This is a genomic window from Brevundimonas sp. UBA7534 (genome assembly GCF_002479325.1).
In the GTDB taxonomy this organism is placed as follows: domain Bacteria; phylum Pseudomonadota; class Alphaproteobacteria; order Caulobacterales; family Caulobacteraceae; genus Brevundimonas.
In genome coordinates, this window is sequence record NZ_DLMO01000125.1 from 1,322 (window position 1) to 25,092 (window position 23,771).

The 23,771-nt window shown below is 67.3% G+C and carries 33 protein-coding genes and 2 pseudogenes; 32 read left to right on the forward strand and 3 right to left on the reverse strand.

Annotated features, from left to right (window positions below):
- Positions 1–64: 64 nt before the first annotated feature.
- The 31 genes and pseudogenes from rpsJ (at position 65) to B2U11_RS10035 (ending at position 19,277) form a co-directional block, all read left to right on the forward strand.
- Positions 65–370, forward strand: coding sequence for a 30S ribosomal protein S10 (rpsJ, locus tag B2U11_RS09885; protein ID WP_003164367.1), 306 nt, complete (start codon positions 65–67; stop codon positions 368–370).
- Positions 371–391: 21 nt separating this feature from the next.
- The gene (rplC, locus tag B2U11_RS09890; protein WP_292071423.1) at positions 392–1,153 is read left to right on the forward strand and encodes a 50S ribosomal protein L3; all 762 of its coding nucleotides are present in this window, start codon (positions 392–394) and stop codon (positions 1,151–1,153) included.
- A complete protein-coding gene (rplD, locus tag B2U11_RS09895; RefSeq protein WP_292071424.1) occupies positions 1,153–1,791 on the forward strand; it encodes a 50S ribosomal protein L4 in 639 nt (212 codons plus the stop codon). Before rplC ends, rplD begins: the two co-directional genes overlap by 1 nt.
- Positions 1,791–2,093 carry a 50S ribosomal protein L23 gene (locus tag B2U11_RS09900; protein WP_087119318.1) on the forward strand — a complete coding sequence of 101 codons (303 nt, stop codon included), beginning with the start codon at positions 1,791–1,793 and terminating at the stop codon, positions 2,091–2,093. Before rplD ends, B2U11_RS09900 begins: the two co-directional genes overlap by 1 nt.
- Before the next feature lie 4 nt (positions 2,094–2,097).
- Entirely contained in the window at positions 2,098–2,934 is an 837-nt protein-coding gene (gene rplB / locus B2U11_RS09905; protein WP_201216424.1) for a 50S ribosomal protein L2, read from the forward strand.
- Between the two features lie 2 nt (positions 2,935–2,936).
- On the forward strand, positions 2,937–3,215 hold the full coding sequence (gene rpsS / locus B2U11_RS09910; RefSeq protein ID WP_007442184.1) for a 30S ribosomal protein S19: 279 nt from the start codon (positions 2,937–2,939) through the stop codon (positions 3,213–3,215).
- A 3-nt stretch (positions 3,216–3,218) separates the two neighbouring features.
- On the forward strand, positions 3,219–3,599 hold the full coding sequence (rplV, locus tag B2U11_RS09915) for a 50S ribosomal protein L22 (protein ID WP_201216421.1): 381 nt from the start codon (positions 3,219–3,221) through the stop codon (positions 3,597–3,599).
- Complete coding sequence (gene rpsC, locus B2U11_RS09920) at positions 3,599–4,354, forward strand: 30S ribosomal protein S3 (protein WP_201216419.1); 756 nt, start codon at positions 3,599–3,601, stop codon at positions 4,352–4,354. The genes rplV and rpsC overlap by 1 nt, the downstream gene beginning before the upstream one ends.
- 3 nt (positions 4,355–4,357) lie before the next feature.
- Positions 4,358–4,795 (forward strand): 50S ribosomal protein L16, encoded by a 438-nt coding sequence (gene rplP, locus B2U11_RS09925; protein WP_201100518.1) that lies wholly within the window; start codon positions 4,358–4,360, stop codon positions 4,793–4,795.
- On the forward strand, positions 4,795–4,992 hold the full coding sequence (gene rpmC, locus B2U11_RS09930) for a 50S ribosomal protein L29 (RefSeq protein WP_201216417.1): 198 nt from the start codon (positions 4,795–4,797) through the stop codon (positions 4,990–4,992). The genes rplP and rpmC overlap by 1 nt, the downstream gene beginning before the upstream one ends.
- A gap of 10 nt (positions 4,993–5,002) precedes the next feature.
- Entirely contained in the window at positions 5,003–5,245 is a 243-nt protein-coding gene (rpsQ, locus tag B2U11_RS09935) for a 30S ribosomal protein S17 (RefSeq protein WP_292071425.1), read from the forward strand.
- A gap of 18 nt (positions 5,246–5,263) precedes the next feature.
- Positions 5,264–5,632, forward strand: coding sequence for a 50S ribosomal protein L14 (rplN, locus tag B2U11_RS09940; RefSeq protein ID WP_003164378.1), 369 nt, complete (start codon positions 5,264–5,266; stop codon positions 5,630–5,632).
- 2 nt (positions 5,633–5,634) lie between these two features.
- On the forward strand, positions 5,635–5,943 hold the full coding sequence (gene rplX / locus B2U11_RS09945) for a 50S ribosomal protein L24 (protein ID WP_292071426.1): 309 nt from the start codon (positions 5,635–5,637) through the stop codon (positions 5,941–5,943).
- Positions 5,943–6,500 (forward strand): 50S ribosomal protein L5, encoded by a 558-nt coding sequence (gene rplE, locus B2U11_RS09950; protein ID WP_249750396.1) that lies wholly within the window; start codon positions 5,943–5,945, stop codon positions 6,498–6,500. Before rplX ends, rplE begins: the two co-directional genes overlap by 1 nt.
- A 19-nt stretch (positions 6,501–6,519) precedes the next feature.
- On the forward strand, positions 6,520–6,825 hold the full coding sequence (gene rpsN / locus B2U11_RS09955; protein ID WP_249750397.1) for a 30S ribosomal protein S14: 306 nt from the start codon (positions 6,520–6,522) through the stop codon (positions 6,823–6,825).
- A gap of 15 nt (positions 6,826–6,840) precedes the next feature.
- Positions 6,841–7,239 (forward strand): 30S ribosomal protein S8, encoded by a 399-nt coding sequence (gene rpsH, locus B2U11_RS09960; protein WP_249750398.1) that lies wholly within the window; start codon positions 6,841–6,843, stop codon positions 7,237–7,239.
- Between the two features lies 1 nt (position 7,240).
- A complete protein-coding gene (rplF, locus tag B2U11_RS09965; protein WP_292071427.1) occupies positions 7,241–7,774 on the forward strand; it encodes a 50S ribosomal protein L6 in 534 nt (177 codons plus the stop codon).
- A 3-nt stretch (positions 7,775–7,777) separates the two neighbouring features.
- Positions 7,778–8,134, forward strand: coding sequence for a 50S ribosomal protein L18 (rplR, locus tag B2U11_RS09970; protein ID WP_292071428.1), 357 nt, complete (start codon positions 7,778–7,780; stop codon positions 8,132–8,134).
- A 12-nt stretch (positions 8,135–8,146) separates the two neighbouring features.
- Positions 8,147–8,749, forward strand: coding sequence for a 30S ribosomal protein S5 (rpsE, locus tag B2U11_RS09975; RefSeq protein ID WP_249750401.1), 603 nt, complete (start codon positions 8,147–8,149; stop codon positions 8,747–8,749).
- A 3-nt stretch (positions 8,750–8,752) separates the two neighbouring features.
- Positions 8,753–8,953 carry a 50S ribosomal protein L30 gene (rpmD, locus tag B2U11_RS09980; protein ID WP_292071429.1) on the forward strand — a complete coding sequence of 67 codons (201 nt, stop codon included), beginning with the start codon at positions 8,753–8,755 and terminating at the stop codon, positions 8,951–8,953.
- Between the two features lie 157 nt (positions 8,954–9,110).
- Positions 9,111–9,551: pseudogene (gene rplO / locus B2U11_RS09985) on the forward strand (50S ribosomal protein L15); the annotation flags it as partial.
- Between the two features lie 279 nt (positions 9,552–9,830).
- Complete coding sequence (gene secY / locus B2U11_RS09990; RefSeq protein ID WP_249750403.1) at positions 9,831–11,210, forward strand: preprotein translocase subunit SecY; 1,380 nt, start codon at positions 9,831–9,833, stop codon at positions 11,208–11,210.
- A 34-nt stretch (positions 11,211–11,244) separates the two neighbouring features.
- Positions 11,245–11,805: an adenylate kinase gene (locus B2U11_RS09995; protein WP_292071431.1), complete on the forward strand. Its 561-nt coding sequence runs from the start codon at positions 11,245–11,247 to the stop codon at positions 11,803–11,805.
- Positions 11,806–11,854: 49 nt separating this feature from the next.
- The gene (locus B2U11_RS10000) at positions 11,855–12,571 is read left to right on the forward strand and encodes an energy transducer TonB (protein ID WP_292071433.1); all 717 of its coding nucleotides are present in this window, start codon (positions 11,855–11,857) and stop codon (positions 12,569–12,571) included.
- A 360-nt stretch (positions 12,572–12,931) separates the two neighbouring features.
- Positions 12,932–15,108: pseudogene (locus B2U11_RS10005) on the forward strand (zinc-dependent metalloprotease).
- A 100-nt stretch (positions 15,109–15,208) separates the two neighbouring features.
- A complete protein-coding gene (gene rpsM, locus B2U11_RS10010) occupies positions 15,209–15,577 on the forward strand; it encodes a 30S ribosomal protein S13 (protein ID WP_249750406.1) in 369 nt (122 codons plus the stop codon).
- Between the two features lie 15 nt (positions 15,578–15,592).
- A complete protein-coding gene (rpsK, locus tag B2U11_RS10015) occupies positions 15,593–15,982 on the forward strand; it encodes a 30S ribosomal protein S11 (protein ID WP_054765476.1) in 390 nt (129 codons plus the stop codon).
- Between the two features lie 95 nt (positions 15,983–16,077).
- On the forward strand, positions 16,078–17,097 hold the full coding sequence (locus B2U11_RS10020; RefSeq protein ID WP_249750407.1) for a DNA-directed RNA polymerase subunit alpha: 1,020 nt from the start codon (positions 16,078–16,080) through the stop codon (positions 17,095–17,097).
- Between the two features lie 109 nt (positions 17,098–17,206).
- Entirely contained in the window at positions 17,207–17,623 is a 417-nt protein-coding gene (gene rplQ / locus B2U11_RS10025) for a 50S ribosomal protein L17 (protein ID WP_292071438.1), read from the forward strand.
- A gap of 94 nt (positions 17,624–17,717) precedes the next feature.
- Complete coding sequence (locus tag B2U11_RS10030) at positions 17,718–18,176, forward strand: GNAT family N-acetyltransferase (RefSeq protein WP_292071440.1); 459 nt, start codon at positions 17,718–17,720, stop codon at positions 18,174–18,176.
- A 183-nt stretch (positions 18,177–18,359) separates the two neighbouring features.
- On the forward strand, positions 18,360–19,277 hold the full coding sequence (locus B2U11_RS10035; RefSeq protein ID WP_292071442.1) for a LysR substrate-binding domain-containing protein: 918 nt from the start codon (positions 18,360–18,362) through the stop codon (positions 19,275–19,277).
- Here B2U11_RS10035 and B2U11_RS10040 read toward each other — a convergent pair.
- Positions 19,249–20,109: an ABC transporter permease subunit gene (locus tag B2U11_RS10040; RefSeq protein ID WP_292071445.1), complete on the reverse strand. Its 861-nt coding sequence runs from the start codon at positions 20,107–20,109 to the stop codon at positions 19,249–19,251. The genes B2U11_RS10035 and B2U11_RS10040 overlap by 29 nt on opposite strands.
- Positions 20,099–21,010: an ABC transporter ATP-binding protein gene (locus tag B2U11_RS10045; protein WP_292071447.1), complete on the reverse strand. Its 912-nt coding sequence runs from the start codon at positions 21,008–21,010 to the stop codon at positions 20,099–20,101. Before B2U11_RS10045 ends, B2U11_RS10040 begins: the two co-directional genes overlap by 11 nt.
- 181 nt (positions 21,011–21,191) lie before the next feature.
- On the opposite strand from B2U11_RS10045, the gene B2U11_RS10050 reads away from it, so the two are divergent.
- On the forward strand, positions 21,192–22,325 hold the full coding sequence (locus B2U11_RS10050) for an ectonucleotide pyrophosphatase/phosphodiesterase (protein ID WP_292071448.1): 1,134 nt from the start codon (positions 21,192–21,194) through the stop codon (positions 22,323–22,325).
- A 14-nt stretch (positions 22,326–22,339) separates the two neighbouring features.
- Here the strand turns inward: B2U11_RS10050 and B2U11_RS10055 are convergent, their stop codons facing one another.
- Positions 22,340–23,713: a serine hydrolase gene (locus B2U11_RS10055; RefSeq protein ID WP_292071450.1), complete on the reverse strand. Its 1,374-nt coding sequence runs from the start codon at positions 23,711–23,713 to the stop codon at positions 22,340–22,342.
- Between the last annotated feature and the right edge of the window lie 58 nt (positions 23,714–23,771).

Genomic DNA, 23,771 nt, shown 5'->3' on the forward strand with positions numbered 1-23,771 from the left:
CTTCGGTCTTTGAAATGGTTCACAGGGACGCGGTCCTCCGACCGCATTGGAAGTAAGCACCGATATGGATCAAAGCATCCGCATCAGGCTCAAGGCCTTTGATCACCGCGTCCTCGATTTCTCGACGCGCGAGATCGTCAACACCGCCAAGCGCACCGGCGCGACCGTTCGCGGTCCGATTCCGCTGCCGACCCTGATCGAGAAGTTCACCGTGAACCGCTCGCCGCACGTCGATAAGAAGTCGCGTGAGCAGTTTGAAATCCGCACGCACAAGCGCGTGCTCGACATCGTCGACCCCACCCCGCAGACCGTGGACGCGCTCATGAAGCTCGACCTGTCCGCCGGCGTGGACGTCGAGATCAAGATCTAAAGAAGAAAGAGGCGGGATCCGATGCGCACGGGCGTGATCGCCAAGAAGCTGGGCATGACCCGCGTGTTCGCCGATGACGGCGCGCACGTTCCGGTCACTGTGCTGCAGCTCGACGGCTGCCAAGTCGTCGGCCAACGTACCCAGGAGCGTGACGGCTACGTCGCTCTCCAGCTGGGCGCTGGCGTCAAGAAGGCCAAGAACACGGCCAAGGCTCAACGCGAAGTTTTCGCGAAGGCCGAGGTCGAACCCAAGGCCTATGTCACCGAGTTCCGCGTCGATGCGGACGCTCTGCTGGATGTGGGCGCCGAGTTGTCGGCCGACCACTTCCTGGTCGGCCAGAAGGTCGACATCCAGGGTGAGACCATCGGTAAGGGCTTCGCCGGCGCCATGAAGCGCTGGAACTTCGGCGGTCTGCGCGCCACCCACGGCGTGTCGGTGTCGCACCGCTCGCACGGTTCGACGGGTAACCGTCAGGACCCGGGTCGCACCTTCCCCGGCAAGAAGATGGCCGGCCACTACGGCACGGAAATCGTCACCACCCAGAACCTGACCATCGTCCGCGTGGACGCCGAGCGGGGCCTGATCCTGGTCAAGGGCGCCGTCCCGGGCCACGACGGCACCTACGTCAAGGTTCGCGACGCCATCAAGAAGGCCCGTCCGGCCGACGCCCCGTTCCCGGGCGCCGTCAAGTCGACTTCCAAGTCCTCTGGGGCCGCTGCTCAACCCGCTGAAACCCCGGCTGAAGAAGCCCCGGCCGAAGCGACCGAAGGCGGTGAAGCGTAATGAAACTCTCTGTCATCAAGCTCGACGGCAAGGCCGCCGGCGACGTGGAACTGTCGGACGCCGTCTTCGGCATCGCTGACATCCGCGCCGACCTGCTGGCCCGCACCGTGAACTGGCAGCTGGCCAAGCGCCGCGCCGGCACCCACAAGGTTCAAACCCGCAACGAGAATTCTCGTACGGGCAAGAAGATGTACAAGCAGAAGGGCACCGGCGGCGCTCGTCACGGTTCGCGCCGTGCGCCGCAGTTCGTCGGCGGTTCGCGCGCCTTCGGCCCGGTCGTCCGTGACCACGGCTACGACCTCCCCAAGAAGGTCCGCGCCCTGGCCCTGCGTCACGCCCTGTCCTCCAAGGCCAAGGCCGGCGAGCTGGTCGTGGTCGACGCCCTGACGGTCAAGGAAGCCAAGACGGCCGCCCTGCGCGAGACGTTCGGCAAGCTGGGCTGGACCAAGGCCCTGATCATCGCGGGTCCGGAAGTCGACGCCAACTTCGGCTTGGCCGCCCGCAACATCCCGCACATCGACGTGCTGCCGAACGCCGGCCTGAACGTCTATGACATCCTGCGGGCCGACAAGCTGGTGCTGACCAAGGCCGCCGTCGAGGCGATCGAAGCCCGCTTCAGCGACAAGGAAGCCGCGTAATGGCCGCTCAACCTACCGCCAAGCACTACGACACGATCCTGGCTCCGGTGATCACCGAGAAGGCCACGATCCTGTCCGAACAGAACAAGGTCGTCTTCCGCGTCGCCGACACGGCGTCCAAGGACGAGATCGCCGCGGCGGTCGAAAGCCTGTTCAAGGTCAACGTCGTCAAGGTCAACACCCTGGTCCAAAAGGGCAAGACCAAGCGCTTCCGGGGCATCCTCGGTCGTCGCGTCGACATCAAGAAAGCGATCGTGACGCTGGCCGAAGGCCAGTCGATCGACGTCACCACGGGGCTCTGATCAGATGGCCTTGAAAACCTACAATCCGACGTCGCCGGGCCGCCGCGCCCTCGTGCTGGTCGACCGGTCCGAGCTCCACAAGGGCCGTCCGGAAAAGTCGCTGACCGAAGGCCTGACCAAGTCGGGCGGTCGCGGGCAGGGCGGTCGCGTGGCCGTTCGCTTCCGCGGCGGCGGCGCCAAGACCCTGTACCGCAAGATCGACTTCAAGCGTCGCAAGTTCGACGCGGTCGGCACGGTCGAGCGTCTGGAATACGACCCGAACCGCACGGCGTTCATCGCTCTCGTGACCTACGAGGACGGCGAAAAGACCTACATCATCGCGCCGCAACGCCTTAAGGCGGGCGACACGATCGTGGCGGGCGAAAAGGTCGACGTGAAGCCGGGCAACGCCATGCCGCTGCGCTCGATGCCGGTGGGTACGATCATCCACAACATCGAGATGAAGCCGGGCAAGGGCGCCCAGCTGGCCCGTTCGGCCGGCGCCTACGCCCAGCTGGTCGGCCGCGACCAGGGCTACGCCCAGATCCGTCTCGGCTCGGGCGAGCTGCGCATGGTCCTGGACGGCTGCATCGCCACGGTGGGCGCGGTCTCGAACCCCGACCACATGAACCAGAACCTCGGCAAGGCCGGCCGCAAGCGTCACATGGGCTTCCGCCCGCACGTCCGCGGCGTGGCCATGAACCCGATCGACCACCCGCACGGTGGTGGTGAAGGCCGGACCTCTGGCGGTCGCACCCCGGTCACCCCGTGGGGCAAGGACACCAAGGGCACTCGTACCCGCAAGAACAAGGCGACGGACAAGTTCATCATCCGTAGCCGTCACGTGAAGAAGGCTCGCTAAGAATGGCCCGCTCCTCCTGGAAAGGCCCGTTTGTCGACGGGTATCTGCTCAAGAAGGCCGACGCCGTTCAATCGTCGGGCCGCAAGGACGTGATCAAGACCTGGTCGCGCCGCTCCACCATCCTGCCGCAGTTCGTCGGTCTGACGTTCGGCGTGCACAATGGCCAGAAGCACGTTCCCGTGTCGGTCTCGGAAGAGATGGTCGGCATGAAGTTCGGCGAGTTCGCCCCGACCCGGAACTTCCCGGGCCACGCGGCGGACAAGAAGGCCAAGAGGAAGTAACCGATGGCCCAGACCAAGAACACCCGTCGCGTCGGTGCGACCGAGGCCCGCGCCAAGCTGGTCAACGTCCGCATCAGCCCGCAGAAGCTGAACCTGGTGGCCGCCTCGATCCGCGGCATGCCGGTTCAGAAGGCGCTGAACGAGCTGGAATTCAGCCGCAAGCGCATCGCCACCGACGTCCGCAAGGTCCTGTACTCGGCCGTGTCGAACGCCGAGAACAACCACAACCTCGATATCGACAACCTGGTCGTCGCCGAGGCCTTCGTGGGCAAGAACCTGGTGATGAAGCGTTTCGCGAGCCGTGCTCGCGGCCGTTCGTCGCGCATCCTGAAACCGTTCAGCGAGATCACCATCGTGGTCCGCGAAGCCGGCGAGGCCGCCTGATGGGTCAGAAAATCAATCCGATCGGTCTGCGCCTCGGCGTGAACCGCACGTGGGACAGCCGCTGGTTCGCCGGCGGCGCCGACTACGCCCGCCTGCTGCACCAGGACCTGAAGCTGCGCGAGTGGCTGAAGGAACGCCTGGCCGCCGCCGGCGTGTCGCGCATCATCATCGAGCGCCCGCACAAGAAGTGCCGCATCACCATCTACGCCGCCCGTCCGGGCGTCGTGATCGGCAAGAAGGGCGCCGACATCGAGAAGCTCCGCAAGGACATCTCGGCCCAGACCGAAGGCGAGGTTCACCTGAACATCGTCGAAGTCCGCAAGCCGGAAACCGACGCGCAGCTGATCGCCGAGAACATCGCTCAGCAGCTGGAGCGCCGCGTGGCCTTCCGCCGTGCGATGAAGCGCGCGATCCAGTCGGCCATGCGTCTGGGCGCCAAGGGCATCCGGATGAACGTCTCGGGTCGTCTGGGCGGTGCGGAAATCGCGCGTATGGAGTGGTACCGCGAAGGCCGCGTGCCGCTGCACACCCTGCGCGCCGACATCGACTACGGCTTCTACGAAGCCAAGACGACCTACGGCATCATCGGCATCAAGGTCTGGGTCTTCAAGGGCGAAGTCCTCGAGCACGATCCGATGGCCCAGGACAAGCGCTGGGCCCAGGAAGCCTCGGGCCCGTCCTCGAACGAAGGCCGCGAACGCGGCGGCCCCCGTGGCGACCGCGGTCCGCGTCGCGACCGGGGACGTGAGAACTAAGTCATGTTGCAACCGAAGAAGACCAAGTACCGCAAGGCCTTCAAGGGCCGGATTCACGGCTCGGCCAAGGGCGGCTTCTCGCTGAACTTCGGCTCCTACGGCCTGAAGACCATGGAGCCCGAGCGCATCACGGCGCGTCAGATCGAAGCGGCCCGCCGCGCGATCACCCGTCAGATGAAGCGTCAGGGCCGGGTGTGGATCCGCGTGTTCCCCGACCTGCCCGTCACGGGCAAGCCGGCCGAAGTGCGGATGGGCAAGGGCAAGGGCGCCGTGGACCATTGGGCCGCGCGCGTCGCTCCGGGCCGCATCATGTTCGAAATCGACGGCGTGCCGGACGACGTGGCGCGTGAAGCGCTGCGTCTGGGCGCCGCCAAGCTGCCGGTCCGCACCAAGGTGGTCACCCGCCTGGACGCCGGCATCGTCACGGAGCAAGCCGCGTAATGACCAAGATCGCCGATCTCCGGTCGCAAACCGCCGACCAGCTGTCCGACGAGCTGCTGAAGCTCAAGAAGGAACAGTTCAACCTGCGCTTCCAGGCCGCCACCGGCCAGATGGAAAAGACCCACCGGGTCTCGGAAGTGCGCAAGGACATCGCCCGCATCTCGACGCTTCTGCGCGAGAAGCGTGCGGCCTCGTAAGGAAACGAAGATGCCCAAGCGAATTCTCGAAGGCGTGGTCGTGTCCGACAAGGGCGAGAAGACCGTCGTCGTGAAGGTGGAGCGCACCCTGCTGCACCCCGTTCTGAAGAAGACCGTGCGTCTTTCGAAGAAGTACCACGCGCACGACGAAGCCAACGCGCTCAAGGTCGGCGACATCGCTCGCATCGTCGAGTGCGCCCCCAAGTCCAAGCTGAAGCGTTGGGAAGTCCTTTCCCCCGCCTCGGCCTCGTAATCAGAAGGATCTGATCTTATGATCCAGATGCAAACTAACCTGGAAGTGGCCGATAATTCGGGCGCCCGCCGGGTCATGTGCATCAAGGTGTTGGGCGGCTCCAAGCGCCGCTACGCCTCGATCGGCGACACCATCGTCGCCTCCGTCAAGGAAGCCATCCCGCGCGGCCGCGTGAAGAAGGGCGACGTCGTGCGCGCCATCGTCGTGCGCACCGCCAAGGACATCCAGCGCAAGGACGGCTCGGTCATTCGCTTCGACAAGTCGGCCGCAGTCATCGTCAACAAGCAGAACGAGCCGGTCGGCACGCGGATCTTCGGCCCGGTTCCCCGCGAACTGCGCGCCAAGAACCACATGAAGATCATCTCGCTGGCTCCGGAGGTCCTGTAACCATGGCCGCCAAGATCAAGAAGGGCGACCGCGTCGTCGTCCTCACCGGCAAGGACAAGGGCCGCACGGGCGCCGTGCTGAAGGTTCTGCCCGCCGAAAACCGCGTCGTCGTCGAAGGCGTCAACATGGTTCAGCGCCACACGCGCCCGAGCCAGGCTGACCCGCAAGGCGGCATCAAGAACAAGGAAGCGTCGCTTCACCTGTCGAACGTCGCCATCGCCGACGCCAACGGCAAGGCGAGCCGCGTCGGCTTCAAGATCGATGGGGACAAGAAGGTCCGCATCGCCAAGACGACGGGAGACGTCATCTGATGGCTACCGAGACCTACACGCCTCGCCTCAAGGGCGAGTACCAGGCGCGCATCCGCCAGGTGATGAAGGAAAAGTTCGGCTACACGAACGAGATGCAGGTGCCCAAGCTGGACAAGATCGTCCTGAACATGGGCATCGGCGAAGCCGTGGCCGACTCCAAGAAGGCGAACGCCGCCCTCAAGGACCTGACCGCCATCGCCGGCCAGAAGGCCGTCGCCACCAAGGCCCGTAACTCCATCGCCGGCTTCAAGCTGCGCGAAGGCATGGTCATCGGCGGCAAGGTCACGCTGCGCGGCGACCAGATGTACGAGTTCCTGGACCGGTTCATCACGATCGCGCTGCCGCGCGTGAAGGACTTCCGGGGCCTGAAGGGCACCTCGTTCGACGGTCGCGGCAACTACGCCACCGGTCTGAAGGAGCACATCGTGTTCCCGGAGATCAACTACGACCAGATCGACCAGATGTGGGGCATGGACATTGTCGTCTGCACCACGGCCAAGACCGACGAGGAAGCCAAGGCTCTCCTGGTCGAGTTCAAGTTCCCGTTCGTGAACTGAGCGGGAAGGGAAGAGATCAATGGCTAAGAAAAGCGCCGTAAACCGCAACGAAGCCGTCAAGGCCCTGGTTGCGAAGTATGCCGCAAAGCGCGCCGCCCTGAAGGCGACCGCGAACGACGAGAGCCTGCCGCTGGAGGAGCGCTTCGACGCGCGCCTGAAGCTGGCGGCCCTGCCGCGCAACTCCGCGCCGACCCGCATCCGCAATCGCTGCGAAGTGACGGGTCGTCCGCGCGCCTATTACCGCAAGCTCAAGATGAGCCGCGTGGCGCTGCGTGAACTGGGCAACATGGGGCAGATCCCCGGCCTGACGAAGTCGAGCTGGTAAGGGGAGCGAACAGACATGATGATCAACGATCCCCTGAGCGACATGATCGCTCGCATCAAGAACGCGGCGACCCGCAAGCGTTCCAAGGTGCTGACCCCGGCCTCGCGTCTGCGCCAGCGCGTCCTCGACGTGCTGCAGGACGAAGGCTACATCCGCGGCTACAACCTGGTTCAGAACCCGGGTGAGTTCCCGCAGTTCGAGATCGAGCTGAAGTACTTCGACGGCCAGCCCGTCATCGCCGAGATCAGCCGCGTGTCCAAGCCGGGCCGCCGCGTCTATTCGGCGATCGGCGACCTGAAGCCGGTCAAGAACGGCCTCGGCATCTCGATCCTTTCGACTTCGAAGGGCGTCATGTCCGACGCCTCCGCTCGCGACGCCAACGTCGGCGGCGAAGTCCTCTGCAGGGTCTACTGATATGTCCCGTATCGGCAAGAAAACCATCACCGTGCCGAAGGGCGTGACTGTCACGCTCGACGGCCAGAACGTCACCGTGAAGGGGCCCAAGGGCGAACGCGCCTGGACCGTCGCGGAAGAAGTCGAGATCAAGCAGGAAGGCGACGAGCTGTCGCTGACCCCGCGGTCGGACACCCAGCGCGCCCGCGCGATGTGGGGTCTGTCGCGGACCCTGGTCGACAACATGGTCACCGGCGTCACCTCGGGCTTCGAGAAGTCGCTGGAACTGGTCGGCGTGGGTTACCGCGCGGCGATGAAGGGCAACGCCCTGTCGCTGCAACTCGGCTTCTCGCACGAAGTCGACATCGACCCGCCGGCCGGCGTCAGCTTCGCCGTGCCGAAGCAGACCGAGATCAAGATCTCGGGCTCGGACAAGCAGGCCGTCGGCCAGGTCGCCGCGGTCATCCGCAAGCTGCGTCCGCCGGAGCCTTACAAGGGCAAGGGCGTGCGCTACGCCGGCGAGACCGTGCGTCGCAAGGAAGGCAAGAAGAAGTAAGTCATGGCTCTCTCTCTTCGACAACAAGCCAAGCGCCGCGCCGAGCGCACCCGTCGCCGCCTGAAGGCTGTCGCCAACGGCCGTCTGCGTCTGTCGGTGTATCGTTCGGACAAGAACATCTCGGCCCAGATCATCGACGACGCCCAGGGCGTGACCGTCGCCTCGGCCTCGTCGCTGGAAGGCGGCAAGGGCAAGAAGGGCTCGGACACGGCCGCCGCCGCCGCGATCGGCAAGCTGATCGCCGAACGCGCCATCGAGAAGGGCGTCAAGGACGTCGTCTTCGACCGTGGCGAGTACATCTATCACGGACGGGTGAAGGCGCTGGCGGAAGCCGCGCGTGAAGCCGGCCTGAACTTCTAAGGGACGCGACAGATGGCGCAACAACCCCAACGCGGCGGCGGCGATCGCAATCGTCGCGACAACCGCAACGCCCCGCCCGTCGAAGGTCCGGATTCGGACATCGTCGAAAAGCTGGTGCACATCAACCGTGTCGCCGCCACCGTGAAGGGCGGTCGTCGCTTCTCGTTCGCGGCCCTGATGGTCGTCGGCGACGGCAAGGGCCGCGTCGGCTTCGGTCACGGCAAGGCGCGCGAAGTGCCGGAAGCCATCCGCAAGGCGACCGAAGAAGCCAAGAAGACCATGATCCGCGTTCCGCTGCGCGAGAACCGCACCCTGCACCACGACGGCAACGGCCGTTGGGGCGCCGGCAAGATCATGATGCGCGCCGCCCCTCCCGGGACCGGCGTCATCGCGGGCGGTCCGATGCGCGCCGTGCTCGAAACCCTGGGCGTCCAGGACGTCGTGGGCAAGTCGACCGGCTCGTCGAACCCCTACAACATGATCCGCGCGACGTTCGAAGCGCTGAAGGTCCAGTCCTCGCCCCGTCAGGTCGCGTCCAAGCGCGGCAAGAAGGTCGCGGATCTGATGGGCCGTCGCAACGACGGCGCCTCGGCGCCGGAAGCCGTGGAGTCCTAAGTCATGGCCACGAAGAAGACTGAAGCCAAGACGGTCACCGTCAAGCAGATCGCTTCGCCGATCCGCCGCAAGGGCGACCAGCGCGCCACCCTGGTGGGCCTGGGCCTGAACCGCATGGGCCGCGAGTCCACGCTGGAGGACACCCCCTCGGTTCGCGGAATGATCGCCAAGGTCGCCCACCTGACCGAGATCGTCGAAAAGTAAGACGTTTCGCCCTCTCCCGTGTCGGGGGAGGGCGTTTCGCTTTTCGGCGATACGCTTGCTTGTAAATTCCCGGGGGGCCGCCTAGAAGCGGCCCTTCATTTTTTCAACGCCGAGTCTGGCCCCCGGCCAGGCGCTAGCACCCGAAAGGATCAGGCACATGAAGCTGAACGAAATCCGTGACAACGAAGGCGCCCACAAGAAGCGCATGCGCGTGGGCCGCGGCCCCGGCTCGGGCAAGGGCAAGACCTCCGGCCGCGGCGTGAAGGGCCAGAAGTCCCGCACCGGCGTCAGCCTGCTGGGCTTCGAAGGCGGCCAGATGCCGCTGTACATGCGTATGCCCAAGCGCGGCTTCAACAACCCCAACGCCCTGAAGCTGGCCGAGGTGAACCTGTGGCGTCTGCAAGAGGCGGTCGACGCCGGCAAGCTGGACGCCAAGGCTGAAGTCAACGGCGCGGCGCTGGTCGCCGCCGGCGTGATCCGTCGCGCCAAGGATGGCGTGCGCGTTCTGGGCACGGGCGAGTTGAAGGCCAAGCTGAACCTGGTCGTCTGGTCGGCCTCGTCGGGCGCCAAGAAGGCCATCGAAGCCGCCGGCGGTTCGCTGACCGAGCAACGCATCGAGGCCGAAGCCAAGGCCGCCGCGCGCGTCGAGAAGCGCAACGCCGCCAAGGGCAAGGCTCCGGCCCCCAAGGCGCCGAAGGGCGACGCCAACAAGGTCTCGGCCCGCGCCAAGCGCACCGCCGCCAAGGCCTGATCACCGCGTCGTCGCGGTCGTTCGACCGTGGTCTGAGTACATCGTGACGACGAAAGAACGGAAGCGGCCTCGCAAGAGCGCCGCTTTCCGCCTATCTGACGACTCTGTCAGTCGTGGGGACGCATAATGGCTTCGGCCGCTGAACAACTCGCCGCAAACATGAACATGGGCTCGTTCGCCAAGGCGACCGAGCTGCACAAGCGCCTGCTGTTCACGCTGGGCGCGCTGCTGGTCTATCGCATCGGGACCTATGTGCCGATCCCGGGGATCAACTCCCAGGCCTTCCTGCAGTTCTTCCAGAACCCGGATCAGTCGCGCGGCATCCTGGACATGTTCAACATGTTCTCGGGCGGCGCGGTCGAGCGCATGGCCATCTTCGCCCTGAACGTGATGCCCTACATTTCGGCGTCCATCATCGTGCAACTGATGGGCACGGTGTATCCGCCCTGGGAAAAGCTGAAGAAGGAAGGCGGCGAAAGCGGCCGCAAGCAGCTGAACCAGTACACGCGCTACCTGACGGTGTTCCTGGCGTTGGCGCAGTCGTTCGGCATCGCCGTGGGCCTGAACAGCACGGCCGGCCTGGTCGACAACCCTGGCATCTTCTTCATCGCCTCGACGGTCGTGACCCTGACGGGCGGCACCATGTTCCTGATGTGGCTGGGTGAGCAGGTGACGGCGCGTGGCGTCGGCAACGGCATCTCGCTGATCATCTTCGCCGGCATCGTGGCGGTGCTGCCGTCCACGGTGGCGCGCCTGCTGGGCCTGGCCCAACAAGGTCAGATGTCCGCCTTCGCCCTGCTGTTCATCGCCGTGCTGGCGGTGGCCACGGTCGTCTTCATCGTCTTCATGGAACGCGCCCAGCGTCGGCTTCTGATCCAGTATCCGAAGCGTCAGGAAGGCAACCGCATGGCGGGAGGCGAACGCTCGTTCCTGCCGCTTAAGGTCAACACCGCCGGCGTCATTCCGCCCATCTTCGCCTCGTCGCTGCTGATGCTGCCGACGACGGTGGCGACCATGACGGCCAACGCCGACCTTCCGCCGTGGATGAGCTGGCTGCCGCTGGTGACGGCGCAGCTGACGCACGGCCAGCCGCTGTTCATGGCGCTGTACGCCGCGCTGATCATCTTCTTCTGCTTCTTCTACACCTCGATCACCTTCAACCCGGAGGACACGGCCGAGAACCTGCGCAAGTACGGCGGCTTCCTGCCGGGCATCCGTCCAGGCAAGCGTACGGCCGAGTATCTGGACTATGTTCTGACCCGCCTGACCGTGATCGGCGCCGCCTACATCACCGCCGTCTGCCTGCTGCCCGAATTCCTGGTCGCCCAGATGGGCAACAGCCTCTACTTCGGCGGAACGTCTATCTTGATCGTGGTGTCGGTGACGATGGACACTGTCGCCCAGATCCAGTCGCAGCTGCTGGCCCACCAGTACGAGGGGCTGATCAAGAAGGCGAAGCTGCGGGGTCGTGGCGGTCGCGGGGCGCCCGCGCCGGTCCGTCGCTGATTGTAGACTTCAAGGCCTCGGGGAGGGCTGACGCGTGAACTTGATTCTGTTCGGACCGCCGGCGGCGGGCAAGGGCACCCAGGCCAAGCGACTGGTGGAAGAAAAGGGCATGGTTCAGCTCTCCACCGGCGACATGCTGCGGGCGGCCATCGCCTCCGGCTCGGATCTGGGCCTGAAGGTCAAGGATGTGCTGGCCCGTGGCGACCTGGTCACCGACGAGATCGTCATCGCCTTGATCGAGGATCGCCTGCCGGAGGCCGAGGCCGCCGGCGGCGCCATCTTCGACGGCTTCCCCCGCACCGTGGCCCAGGCCGAGGCGCTGGACGCCATGCTGGCCAAGCGCGGCGCTCAGATCGACGCCGTGGTCCGCCTGAAGGTCGACGACGCCGCCCTGACCGAACGCATCGCCAAGCGCTTCGCCGACCAGGGCCGGCCGGACGACAATCCCGAGACCTTCAAGGATCGACTGGCCGTCTACAACAAGCAGACGGCGCCGCTGCTGCCCTACTACGAGGCACAAGGAAAGCTGACCGAGGTGGACGGCATGGGCGACATCGCGTCCGTCGCCAAGGCCATCGACGGAGCCCTGGCCTGAAAGCCGGTTTCGGGCGTTTGATCGCCTGATGACAGAAGAACCCGACAGGATGACCGCAAGGCGCGCCCGCAGACGCGGGCGCGCCTTCGCCATATTCGCCGGCGTGGCTGCAGCCGAGATCGGGCTGTTCCTGCTGTTGGGGCAGGTGCGAGGGGCGCGTCCGCGGAATGTGGAGGAGCCGCCGGCGTTCGAGGTCGTGCTGTACGATCCGCCGCCGCCGCCCGTGTCGTCGGAGCCCCCGGCGCCCGAAGCGGGGGGAGGGGCGCCGGCCGCCCCGTCGCGCGTGCACACGCCGCCCCCGCCGCCGCGCCAGCCGCCGCCATCGCCGGTTCCGACGCCGCCCGTCCCTGCTCCGGAGCCGGACCCCATCGTCGTCGGGGCGGCGCCGGCGCCCTCGCCCTCTCCGGGGTTTGGGCAGGGCGGAGAGGGGACCGGATCGGGCACCGGCGTGGGCGAGGGCGCGGGGCTGGGGCGAGGCTCTACGGGGCCACGCCTGATCACAGGGCCGACTTTGGCGCAGATCCGGGCCTGCCATCCGCGAAACGCGCGCAGCCGCTATGGGCGAGCCGAACTGTCCTGCGTCATCCGGTCGGATCGGCGGCTGGAGGCCTGTCGCGTGGTCAGCGAGGATCCGCCGGGGCTGGGATTCGACGCGGCCGGACAGTGCGCCGTGGTCAACTTCCGCTTCCAGCCTCCGACCGAGGACGGCCGTCCGCTGGACGGGCAGAGGGTGACGGTGGGCATCGACTTCGGCCGGCCGCGCTGACGTTGACACCAGGCCCGCCGAGCCGCTTCAGTCCGAACGGCTGTTGAGGGGGCTTATACGATGATCCGCGGACTGATGACGGCGACGGCGCTCGCTCTGGTGCTGGCGACGGGTGCGACGGGGCCGGCGATGGCGGCCGCGACGATGGCGGCGGCTTCGGAACAGCGGACGGACGGTCTGTTTCCCCTGATCGTCGACGCGGACAAGGGGGCGGTGAAGATCGAACTGCCTGCGCCGGGCGCGGACGGCGTCATGGCCCGGGTGATCCACTTCACCACCCTGAGAACCGGAGTCGGATCGGCGGTGACGGGTCTGGACCGGGCCCAGATCGGTCCGACGCATATCCTGGTGTTTCGCCGGATGGGCGACCGTGTGGTGATCGAATACGAGAATCCCGCCTATCGCGCCGAGACGGGTTCGGGCGACGAGCAGGCTGCGGCGCGCGACGCCTTCCTGCGTTCGGTCGTCTGGTCCGGCCCGATCGACCGCCGCACCGAGCGCGGCGGCGTGGTGGTCGACATCGGCAAGTTCCTGACGTGGGATTCGACGGGGATCGCGGCCGCGCTGAAGCAGGCGGGGCAGGGCGCCTTCAAGCCTGTCGCGGACCTGAGCCTGGTGGACGCCTCGGCCGCGCGGGTGTTTCCGGAGAACCTGGAACTGGAGGCCGTGCTGACCTTTTCGTCGGACGAGGCGGGGCGCGAGGTGTCGCGGATCGCGCCCGACGCCCGTCTGGTCAGCTTCACTGTGCATCACAGCTTTGTCGGACTGCCCGACGCCGGATACGAGGTCCGGCCCTTCGATTCCCGCACGGGGGCGATGAACCAGGTGGTGCACGACTTTTCCGCCCCGCTGGATGCGCCCATCGCCCAGCGGCTGGCCGCACGCTTCCGCCTGGAGAAGACCGATCCGACCGCCGCGCGCTCCACCGTCAAGCAGCCCATCGTCTTCTATGTCGATCGCGCCGCGCCCGAGCCGATCCGCTCGGCCCTGGTGGAGGGCGCGTCCTGGTGGGCCGAGGCGTTCGACCGCGCGGGCTTCATCGACGCCTATCGCGTCGAGGTCCTGCCGGAGGGCGTCGATCCGATGGACGCGCGCTACAACGTCATCAACTGGGTGAACCGGGCGACGCGCAGTTGGTCCTATGGCCAGAGCGTGGTCGATCCGCGCACGGGCGAGATCGTCAAGGGATCGGTCCTGCTTGGTTCGCTGCGGGTGCGCCAGGACATGATGATCCTGGAAGGGTTGGCCGGAGCGGCCCAGACCGGAAGCGGCGCCCAGGACGACGCCCAGCGGATCGCCCTGGCGCGCATTCGCCAGCTGGCGGCGCACGAGGTCGGCCACGCCATCGGCCTGATGCACAACTTCGCCGCCTCGACCCAGGACCGGGCCTCGGTCATGGACTATCCGGTCCCGCGCATCGCAATCGGACCGGACCAGGTATTGGACTTCTCGGACGCCTACGCCGTGGGCATGGGGCGTGGGACGACTTCGCCATCGACTGGCTGTATGCGCCGGCCGACGCCGCGACCCTGGACCGCAAGGCCAGGGAAGGCGCCGCGCGCCTGCGCTTCGTGTCCGACGCCGATACCCGAAGCGCCTCGGACGGCCAGCCATGGGGCAGTCTATGGGATGACGGGGCCGATCCGGTGGAGGCGCTGGATCACACGATGCAGGTCAGGAGGATCGCCCTGTCTCGCTTCGGCCTGAACGCCCTGCCGGCCGGGTCGGCGGTGAACGACCTGCGACGCCGCCTGGTCCCCATTTATCTGTTCCACCGCTATCAGGTGGAGGCGGCCGCCAAGCTGATCGGCGGGACCGACTACGGCTTCCCCATCGCGGGCGACGGCCGAGAAAGCGCCGCGCCGGTGTCGGCCGAGCGTCAGTCCCAGGCTTTGGAGGCGGTGCTGGCGACGCTGGACCCCACGGCGCTGACCCTGCCGGTCCCGCTGCTGGACCTGCTGGCCGCCCAGCAGTCCGGCGACACGGACGTCCAGCACCAGATCGAGCTGTTCCCCGCCGAGACGGGCCGGGCGTTCGATGCCGGGATGGCGGCGGACGTGGCCGCCGAAGTCACCCTGTCGGCGCTGTTCGCTCCCGAGCGGGTCAATCGCCTGGTCGAGGCGACGGCGCGCGATCCCGGCGCGCTGGGACTGCGACAAGTGCTGGGGCGGACCTCCGCCGCCGTCTTCGCCTCGGCGCAGGGTCGGGCGTCCGAGGCCGCGCGGCGGGTGCAGGCGCGCTATGTGCTGACGCTGGCGGGGCTGGCGCGCGGCGACGACCTGTCCGGCACGGCCGCCGCCTTGATCGAGTCAGAACTGTCGGCGACGGGCGAGCGGCTGCGCGGGGCGCGGGCCGCCGATCCCGTGCAGCGGGCGCACGACCGCTGGCTGGGCGCGCTGCTGGCGGATCGCGCGCGACTGGAGCAGATATTGAAGGATCGCCGACATCCGGTGGCCGTGCCGCCGGGCAGCCCCATCGGCGACCAGGACTGCTGGCTGTGCACCGCAGGCGTGGTCCCGACCGTTGACGGCGTGTGAATCATCTGTATAAGGGCGCCTTCCCGCGAAGGGCGCCACGCTCCTGGTCTGTTGACCGGAGCGTTTGTTGCGTCTGACTAACGCGTATCTGGAGAATTTCGTGGCCCGTATCGCTGGCGTCAATATCCCGACCAACAAGCGCGTTGAAATCGCGCTTCAGTACATCCACGGCATCGGCCCCGCCGCCGCCAAGGACATCACCGAAAAGGTCGGCATCGAGCCGGCGCGTCGCGTGAACCAACTGACGGACGCCGAAGTCCTGCAGATCCGCGAGACCATCGACAAGGATCACACCGTCGAGGGCGACCTGCGCCGCGAGACGTCGATGAACATCAAGCGCCTGATGGACCTGGCCTGCTACCGTGGCCTGCGTCACCGCAAGGGCCTGCCGGTCCGCGGTCAGCGCACGCACACCAACGCCCGCACCCGCAAGGGTCCGGCCAAGCCGATCGCCGGCAAGAAGAAGTAAGAAAGGGCTGATCCGATGGCTAAGGAACCGGGTCGCGTAAAGCGCCGCGAACGCAAGAACATCACCTCGGGCGTCGCCCACGTGAACGCCAGCTTCAACAACACCATGGTGACCATCACCGACGCGCAAGGGAACGCGATTTCCTGGTCGTCGGCCGGCCACATGGGCTTCAAGGGTTCGCGCAAGTCGACCCCGTACGCGGCCCAGATGGCGGCGGAAGACGCCGGCAAGAAGGCCCAGGAGCACGGCCTGAAGACGCTGGAAGTCAACGTTTCGGGGCCGGGTTCCGGCCGTGAATCGGCCCTGCGCGCCCTGCAGGCCGTCGGCCTGACGATCACCACCATCCGTGACGTCACCCCGATGCCGCACAACGGCTGCCGTCCGCCCAAGCGTCGCCGCGTCTAAGACGCGACGACGACGGAAAGCACCCCCATCTCCGTCGGTTCCATTATGGCCTCGTCGACAAGGCCGGAACCGACGAAACCCGTTCGAGGGACCAAATGATCGAAAGAAACTGGCAAGAGCTGATCCGTCCCGAGAAGCCGCAGATCGAGACCGGTTCCGACGCCCAGCGCAAGGCGCGTCTGGTGGCCGAGCCTCTGGAGCGCGGTTTCGGCGTGACGCTCGGCAACGCCCTGCGCCGCGTGCTGCTGTCCTCGCTGCAAGGCGCGGCGGTGACGGCCATCCAGATCGACGGCGTCGTTCACGAGTTCTCGTCGCTGGAAGGCGTGCGTGAAGACGTCGTGGACATCGTCCTGAACATCAAGCAGCTGGCCCTCCGCATGCATGCCGAAGGTCCGAAGCGCATGACCCTGCGCGCCACGGGCCCTGGTCCGGTGACCGCCGGTCAGATCGACGTGCCGGCCGACATTGAGGTTCTGAACCCCGACCACGTCATCTGCACGCTGGACGACGGCGCCTCGGTGCGCATGGAACTGACCGTCCAGAACGGCAAGGGCTATGTCGCGGCCGAGTTCAACCGTCCGGAAGACGCGCCGATCGGCCTGATCGCCGTCGACGCCCTGTATTCGCCGGTCAAGCGCGTCGCCTATCGCGTCGAGCCGACCCGCCAGGGCCAGTCGCTGGACTATGACAAGCTGCTGCTGGAAGTGGAAACCAACGGCGCCGTGTCGCCTGTGGACGCCGTGGCCTACGCCGCGCGCATCCTGCAGGACCAACTGCAGATCTTCATCACCTTCGAGGAGCCGACCAAGGCGGTCGAGGCTTCGGAAGGCAAGCCGGACCTGCCGTTCAACCCGGCCCTGCTGAAGAAGGTGGACGAGCTGGAGCTTTCGGTCCGTTCGGCCAACTGCCTGAAGAACGACAACATCGTCTACATCGGCGACCTGATCCAGAAGACCGAGGGCGAAATGCTTCGCACCCCGAACTTCGGCCGCAAGTCGCTGAACGAGATCAAGGAAGTTCTCGCGACGATGGGCCTAAGCCTCGGCATGGACGTGCCGAACTGGCCGCCCGAAAACATCGAAGACCTGGCCAAGAAGTTCGACGACCAGATCTGAGTTCAACCCTCCGCCCGTCTCCCGCTGGGAGAGAGTCGGGGCGGTTAGAAGGATACGGGCCTAGGTCTCCCTGACGGGAGATACCGGGACCGGAGTAGGAGAGACCACGATGCGCCACGGCGCCGCCTATCGTAAGCTCGGTCGCACGACCAGCCACCGCACCGCGATGTTCGCCAACATGGCTGCGTCGCTGATCAAGCACGAGCAGATCACCACGACCCTGCCCAAGGCGAAGGAACTGCGTCCCTTCGTCGAGAAGCTGGTCACGCTCGGCAAGAAGGGCGACCTGCACGCCCGTCGTCAGGCCATCAGCCAGGTCCGCGACGTGACCCAGGTCGGCAAGCTGTTCGAGACCCTGGCCCCGCGCTATTCCGAGCGCAACGGCGGCTATATCCGCATCATGAAGGCCGGCTTCCGTCACGGCGACAACGCCCCGATGGCCGTGATCGAATTCGTCGATCGCGACGTCGAGGCCAAGGGCAAGGACTCCGGTCCGGTCCAGTCGTTCGACGACGGCGAGGAATAAGGTCCGATCCTTTTCGGATTGGAACGCCAAAGGGGCGGTCGGAGCGATCCGGCCGCCCTTTTGCTTTGGCGGCGATCGGGGCATTTAACGCGCCATGACCGTCTCCATCGTCGATTTCCGCCCCGACCATTTCGCCGCCTGGGCGCACCTGAACCAGGCCTGGCTGGCCGAAGGCGGCTTTGTCGTCGAGGCCAAGGACCGCCGCGCGATCGACGATCCCGACGGCGTCTTCCTGGCGGCGGGCGGCCGCATCTTCATCGCGGAGCGAGATGGGCAGGCCGTGGGATGCTGCGCCCTGATGCCGATCGAGGGCGGCTTCGAAGTGTCCAAGATGACGGTCACGCCCGCCGCGCGGGGGCTGGGCCTGGCGCGGCGTCTGCTCCACGCCTGCGAGGCGGCGGCGCGGGAGGCGGGCGCGGCACGACTATACCTGGAGACCAACAGCGCCCTGAGACCGGCCATCGCCCTGTACGAAAGCTTCGGTTTCGCTCACCTGCCGCCGCGCCCCACGCCCTACGCCCGGGCCGATGTCTTCATGGAAAGGCGGCTCTAGCCGCCCGCGATGGCGCCAAGCGCGGCGATCCATATGAGCAGGACGCACAGGGCGTAGGCGAGGACGTCCCAACGGCTTCGGCGGGGCGGGGGGCGATCGGGATGGCGCATCGCCAAGGTTCAAGCCGATTTCCCCCGAGGTCGAAATCGATTATGCGGGCGAGGCTGTGTGAGGAGAGATCACATGAAGCGCGCCGCGCCGCCTCCACTGAACGCTCTGCGAACCTTCGAGGCCTTCGCCCGGCACGGCTCCATGACCCGTGCGGCGGAAGAACTGTGCGTGACCCACGGCGCCGTCAGCCGGCAGGTCGCCGCCCTTCAGGCCAGCCTGGGCGTCGCCCTGGTGGGAGGGCCGCGTCACGCCCTGGCGCTGACCGATGCGGGCCGCGAACTGGCGGAAAGACTGACCCCGGCGTTCGGCATGGTCGATGAGGCCGTCGCCCGGGTGCGCCACGGCGCGACGCGCGAGATCGAGATTTCCTGCCTCGGCACCTTCGCGATGAAATGGTTGATCCCCCGACTGCCCGCATTCCTGGAGAGCCATCCCGAGGTGCGGGTTCGCCTGTCGGAATCCTACCTGCCGGTGGATTTTCGCCGCGATCGTTTCGACGGCGCCATTCGTATCCTGGAACGGGAGGAGCGCCCGGTCCGCGCCGAAATCACACGCTTCCTTGGTCAGCATCAGGGGCCGGTCGGGGCGCCTGACGTGATGGCGGGGTTCGCCACGCCCGCCGCCCTGGCCGCTGCACCGCGCCTTCGGTCGGCGACCTTTCGGCAAGCCTGGAGCGCTTGGGGCGACTTGGCGGGGCTGGAACTCGGGCCGGCGGCGGTGGAGCGGGAATTCGCCCACAATCATTCGCTGGTCGAGGCGGCGGTGTCGGGCCTGGGCGTGGCGATCGCGCCCTGGGCCTTCGTCGCGCCCGATATCGAGACGGGGCGGCTGGCCGCGCCCTTCGGCTTCGTAGAGCGTCCGTCCTTCTTCGCCCTGCTCAGGCCGGAAGGCCGCAAGGACGGCGCCGTAGACGCGTTCCGCGACTGGCTGGTGGAGGAGGGACGTCGCAGCCCCCCGCCGCCTATTCCTTGGACAGATCCTGCCGGTTGAACCAGGCGACAGCGCCCGCGAAGGGCAGGACGGTCCAGGCCAGCAGGCTGAGCACGCCCTTGAGAATCGCGTGATCGGGCAGGGCGGTGGCGGGCATTCCGCCGCGGATCGCCGTGGCCAGCATTTCGACGGCGAAACCGGGCGACGCCAGCGGCGTCAGCCAGCCGTCGGGTGAAATCCCCATCGGAGCCAGAATGTTGGGCAGGAAGAATTGGCCGATGCCAATGGCCAGGGGCACGAACAGCGTCGCCAGAAGCGAACGGGTCACGGTGGCGGCCAGCAGGGCGATCAGGGTGAACTGCAGGATGCGCGCCCAGTTCAGGACGGCCAGTAGGGCGATGTCCGCCCAGCCTTCGCCCGGCATCTGGAAGGCGAGGGATCGCTCGAACACCAGCGACTGGATCAGGCCGGCGGCCAGGTCGGCGACCAGGGCGGCCAGCGTCGCGGCCAGGATCAGCGCCGCCACGACGATAAGCTTTCCGGTGATCAGATTGGCCCGCCGGTTGCGCGCGCTGATCAGGCGCCAGGTCTCCCAGCGATAGTCGCCGGCGTAGAGGGTAGCCGCGCCGATCAGCACGAACATCAGGATCGCAGGGTTGGCGAACTCCCCGACGCTGCGCGTCAGGACCTCGGCCATGTTCAGCGGCGCGCTGGTGATGGCGAGCTCCGGCGGCAGCTTGCCCGCCAGGTCCTCGGCCTTGATCTTGGTGAAGACGAAGGCGCCGATCGACATCACCAGGCCGATCAGGGGAACGAACAGCACGCTCCAGAACAGGGCGGTGCGGTTGCGCGACAGGCGGTAGGATTCGGCGCGGACGGCGTCAGCCAGCATGAGAAGCCTCCTTCACGCCGGTCCAGCCGGTCTCGGTCATGAAGACGGCCTCCAGGTCAGCGCCGACCCAGCGGGCTTCCTCGATCTCCACGCCCGCCTCGACCAGGGCGCGGATGGCCGCCGGGGCCTCGGTGCGCGCGATGGCGGCGGTGACGGCGTCGCCGTCCAGTCGGGCGCGGTCGCCCAGCACCGCCAGCGCCTGCGCCAGAGGCGTGACGGACAGGCGCAACTGCTCGCCTGCGGCGATCAGGTCCGACACCCGGCCCTCGGCCGCCACCTTGCCTCTGTTGAAAATGGCGACGCGGTCGCAGACGCGCTGGACTTCCTGCAACTGGTGGCTGGCCAGGATGACGGTGACGCCGTCGTTGTCGGCCAGGCTGCGGATCAGGGCGCGCATCTCCTGGATGCCGGGCGGATCCATGCCGCTGGTGGGTTCGTCCAGGATGACCAGATCGGGCCGGGTCATCAGGGCGGCGGCGACACCCAGCCGTTGCAACATCCCGACGGAAAAGCCGCGCACGCGCCGGTCGGCCGCCTCGCTCAACCCGACCCGTTCAAGCCAGGCGGCGATGTCGGCCGAGGTCACGCCGCCGTGCGCCCGGCCCAGCCATTCCAAGACCTGGCGGGCCGTCAGGAAGGGCGGGAAACGCGGCGTTTCGATCATCGAGCCCATTCTGCGCATGGCCGCGGGATCGCCGATGCGGCCGCCCATGACGGTCGCTTCGCCCTCGGTGGGACGGATCAGGCCCAGCAGGGTGCGGAACAGCGTCGACTTGCCTGCGCCATTGGGGCCGAGGACGCCATAAACCCCGCCGCGCGGGATCGACAGGTCCAGCCCGTCCAGCGCCTTGACCGTGCCGTAGGTCTTGGTCAGTCCGCGCGTTTCGATGACGGTGTCCATGCCGGCGAGCTTGGCGTGAGAACGACGGTCTCACAAGCCGTTGCGAAGCTGTCGCCAATTAAGTTTAGGCAATGTCTCCCGCTTCCGGAGTTCGCCGATGCCGCGGCTGTCGCTTCTTGTCCTGTTTCTTCTGCTTTCGGCGTGCGCCACATCCGGGGGGCGGCCGGAAACGGCTGCGGACATGACCGCGCGGCCCGAGCGGGTGATCCTTGTCTCCATCGACGGCTTCCGGCCCGACTATCTGGGACGGGGGGCGACCCCGACGCTGGACCGGCTGGCGCGGGAAGGCGCCAGCGGGCCGATGCGCCCGTCCTTTCCGAGCGTCACCTTTCCCAACCACTACACCCTGGTCACAGGCCTGCACCCAGACCACCACGGCATAGTCGGCAACCGATTCATCGACCCCGAGCTGGGCGTCTTCACGATGGCCAGGAAGGAAAGCGGGTGGTGGGACCAGGCCGAACCGATCTGGATCACGGCGGAGAAGGCCGGGATCCGCACCGGGACGATGTTCTGGCCGGGCTCGGAGACCGAGATCGACGGCGTACGGCCCAGCCGCTGGGTCCCCTTCGATCATGCGATGCCGGGTGACGCGCGCGTGGACCAATTGCTGGCCTGGCTGGATTTCCCGCCCGACCAACGCCCCCGCTTCGAGACGCTGTATTTCGACATCGTGGACACCGCCGGCCACCACTACGGTCCGGATGCGCCGGAGACGCGCGAGGCCACCGCATCGGTGGACGTCTCCATCGGGCGCCTGGTCGATGGTTTGAAGGCCCGGGGGCTCTACGAGGGGACGATGCTGGTGATCGTATCCGACCACGGCATGGCGGCGACGTCGCCTGATCGGGTCGTCCGACTGGGCGATCTGGTGGACGCCGAGGCGATCGACGTCATCTACAGCGGTGCGGCGGTCTTCCTCAACGCCAAGCCGGGGCGGGAACAGGAGGTGAGGGACGCCCTGGTCGGCCGCCGGGGCCGTGCCGAGTGTTGGGAGAAGGCGCATATACCGGCCCGTCTCGTGCTGGGATCCAATGCCCGTGTCCCGCAGATCGTCTGCGTGGCCGACACGGGGTGGCTGCTGACCGAGCCGGGCCGAGACGTGACCCGGCCGGGCGGGGCGCATGGCTATGACAACCTGGCGCCGGAGATGCGGGCGTTGTTCATCGCCCATGGGCCGGGCGTGATCGCGGGCCGCCGGCTGACCGAGCTGGACAGCGTGGACGTCCAACCGTTCCTGGCGCGCGTGCTGGGTATCGCGGCGCCGCGCGGCGACGGCCGCCCACAGGACACGATGGCCGTCACCGCGCCCTGACGGAGCGGCCTGGTTCAGTTCGGGCGGATGACCATGCAGGTCACGCGGCGTTCGGCCAGGGCGTCGCACGCGGCCTTGGCGCCCACTTCCGTCAAGCCGACGAAGCGCGACCGATACCACTCGCCCGCCGCCTGGACGTTGCGCTCGGCGCCGGCGAACTGGGACCGGAAGCGGCGGTTGACCTCGGTCAGCCAGTCGTTGGCGATCTTTTCCTCGCGGAAGGCGCCGACCTGAACCGCCCAGCCGCCGGAGGCCGTGCGCGCCGGCTGGCGCGAGGGAGGCGGGGTCGACAGGCGGGTCCCGGCCGTGGCGTTCAGAGCCGCGGTCAGCGTCTGGGGCCGCGACGCGGCGGCGCGTTCGGAGGGCGAGGGGGTGATCTGCGTCGGCAGGGCCGCCGGCGCTGGCGCGGCGGTATAGGCCACCTCGGTCGCCTCGCCGCCGATGTCCTCGTCGTCGTTCAGAGAGGCGTAGGCGACGGGGGCGCTGGGCGACAGATCGCTGCCGACGCCGAAACCCCGTTGCTCGAAGAACAACTGGGCCACCTGGATGGCCTCGCCCCGGGCGCGGCGGCGCTCGACCTCGAAGCCGGTGTCCATCAGTTCCGCGACGTGGGCGTTGCGGCTGGCCGTCGAGCGGCCGCCCAGGACGATGGTAATCAGTCGCTTGCCGTCGCGAACCGCCGAGGCCGCCAGGTTGTAGCCCGAGGCGTTGGTGTAGCCGGTCTTCATGCCGTCATAGCCGTTGCCGGTCGCCAGCAGGCCGTTGGTGTTGCGATAGTCGCGGCCGTTGTAGGCCCAGTCGTGCAGGCCGAAATAGCTGTAGTACTGGGGGAAGTCGCGCATGATGGCCCGCGCCAGGATGGCCTGGTCGCGCGCCGAGGTCAGTTGCCGCGCGTCCGGCAGGCCGTTGGCGGTGACATAGCGCGTCTGGGTCATCCCCAACTGCTCGGCCTTCAGCGTCATCATGTTGGTGAAGCGCGCTTCGGAACCGCCGATATGCTCGCCGATGGCGACCGCCATGTCGTTGGCCGACCGGACGGCGGTGGCGCGCATGGCGTTGTCCAGGGTGATGGTCTGACCGGCCGCCAGCCCCAGCTTGGACGGCGGCTGCGACGCGGCGCGCGGCGAGATGGTCAGCACGTCGGTCAGGTGGACCCGTCCTTCGTTCAACGCCTCGAACGTCAGATAGAGGGTCATCATCTTCGTCAACGACGCGGGATAGCGGCGGCTGTCGGCGTGGCGGGCGAAAAGCACTTCGCCGGTCTCGGCGTCGACCACGATGGCCGCGTACCGCGTGTTCTCTTGCGCCAGGGTTGGCTGGGCCGCGCCCAGCCAGAGCGCCGTCAAGGCCAGGACGGCGAGGAGGCTGCGACGGAGAACTTCGATCATAAGCATACGCCCTCGGTAAGCAGGGTTTGCGGCAGGCCCCCAGCCGACGCGTCGAGGA